Source organism: Pauljensenia sp. UMB3104, from assembly GCF_030217285.1.
Classification (GTDB): Bacteria; Actinomycetota; Actinomycetes; order Actinomycetales; family Actinomycetaceae; genus Pauljensenia.
In genome coordinates, this window is record NZ_JASONN010000612.1 from 1 (window position 1) to 235 (window position 235).

General features: G+C 60.4%; 1 protein-coding gene. It reads right to left on the reverse strand.

The features are described 5' to 3' along the window. Positions 1-235 (reverse strand): 6-phosphofructokinase (locus tag QP415_RS12990; protein ID WP_285100350.1); only part of this gene is annotated, 235 nt, incomplete at both ends.

The window sequence follows — 235 nt, forward strand, 5'->3', positions numbered from 1 at the left end:
GTCATAGGCTGACGGCGAGCCACCACGCTGGACGTGGCCAAGGATCGTCACGCGAGCGTCTTCACCCGTGCGCTCAGTAATCACATCGGCAATGTGTTGAGTGGTCAGTACATTACCCTCGCGGTCGGTTGCACCTTCGGCGACCAACACGATGGATTCGCGTCGCCCTGCTTCACGACCCAAACGCAGGTGTTCAGCGAGGTCTTCTTCCCAGCCCGGTCCAACCGGATCTTCG